This is a genomic window from Streptomyces sp. NPDC003042 (genome assembly GCF_053591315.1).
The window spans coordinates 1-1,324 of the sequence record NZ_JBSFTP010000187.1 but is presented as its reverse complement, the minus strand read 5'-3'; the positions used below and the strand labels follow the sequence as shown (position 1 = coordinate 1,324).

The window sequence follows — 1,324 nt, the reverse complement described above, 5'->3', positions numbered from 1 at the left end:
TGAGGTTCCCCCGACATGCGGAAGGTTGCCGTTCATGGCCTGATGGGCCGTGAGAAGGGAGCCTTGCGTAATGGCTGCACCGATGAAGTACCCGCCCGAGTTGCGCCGGCGTGCGGTCCAGATGTACCGCGAAGCGGATCCCAAGCCCGTGATCCGCCGCATGGCGGGAGAGCTCGGGGTCCACCCCGAGGCCCTGCGGAACTGGATCCGTCAGGACGAAGCCGACCACGGGGAACGCGAGGACCGTCTGACGACCACGGAGAAGCAGGAGCTGGCCGCCCTGCGGAAGGAGAACGCCGAGCTGCGGCGCTCGTGCGAGATCCTCAAGGCAGCTTCGGCTTTTTTCGCCCAGGAGCTCGACCCGACCCGGCGACGGTACTGAGGCTCATCGACGAGCACCAGGACCGCTTCGGGGCCGAGCCCGTTCTCCGGGAACTGTGCATCCCCGCCTCTACCTACTACCGCTGGCGCCGCGAGGCGCCCTGCCGCCGCAAGGTCCGTGACGCCGAGCTGACCGAGCAGGTCCGCCGCATCCATACCGACTCGGACGGCACCTACGGATCCCCGCGCATCCATGCCGTCCTTCGGCGGCAGGGCGTCAACGTCGGCCGCAAACGAGTCGAGCGTCTGATGCGCCAGGCAGGCCTCCAGGGCGTCAGCCCGCGTCGGCCCCGCGGTTTCACCCGCCGCGATCCGGCCGCCGAGGCCGCGGCCGACCTGGTCCAGCGCGACTTCACCGCGGATGCCCCCAACCGGCTGTGGGTCGCAGACATCACCTTGATCCCCACCGGCGAGGGCCCGTGGTGGCTCGCTTCGATCCGCGACGTCTTCTCCCGCCGGATCGTGGGCTGGCACACCTCCGAGCGGGCGGATGCCGACCTTGTCCTGACCGCCCTGGAATACGCCCTGCACGGCCGGCCCGTCGAGCCCGGACAGCTGGTCCACCACAGCGACCACGGCTGTCAGTACACCTCGATCAAACTCACAACCCGCCTGCTCAAGGCCGGGATCGAGCCGAGCATGGGAACGGTCGGGGACTCCTACGACAACGCCCTCGCGGAGAACTTCTGGAGCGTGCTGAAGACCGAGTGCGTGCGCCGCACCGCCTTCGCCACCCGCACCGACGCCGACCTGGCGCTGTTCGCCTACATCGACGGCTGGTACAACACCCGCCGCATCCAGAAACGTCTCGGCTGGCTCAGCCCGGACGAGTACGAAGCGAAGTACCACGCCGATCAGGCGACGGCCGAACCAGTGGTATCCAAACCACCGACACCCGCACTGACGAGGTAATCAACACCTCCCGCACAGCGGGGGAAGCTCA

2 protein-coding genes and 1 other annotated feature are annotated in these 1,324 nt (G+C 68.3%); both genes read left to right on the top strand.

Annotated features, from left to right (window positions below):
• The first annotated feature begins 70 nt into the window (after positions 1 to 70).
• The gene (locus tag ACWDYJ_RS36280; protein WP_451569867.1) at positions 71 to 382 is read left to right on the top strand and encodes a transposase; all 312 of its coding nucleotides are present in this window, start codon (positions 71 to 73) and stop codon (positions 380 to 382) included.
• Entirely contained in the window at positions 313 to 1,293 is a 981-nt protein-coding gene (locus ACWDYJ_RS36275; protein WP_451569866.1) for an IS3 family transposase, read from the top strand. The genes ACWDYJ_RS36280 and ACWDYJ_RS36275 overlap by 70 nt, the downstream gene beginning before the upstream one ends.
• Positions 337 to 448 (top strand) — a sequence feature (AL1L pseudoknot). Its footprint overlaps the gene before it by 112 nt.
• Positions 1,294 to 1,324 lie beyond the last annotated feature (31 nt).

What these genes read in the sequence shown, in the direction of transcription:
- ACWDYJ_RS36280 (WP_451569867.1), top strand. Translation starts at nt 71, where the DNA reads ATGGCTGCACCGATGAAGTACCCGCCCGAGTTGCGCCGGCGTGCGGTC.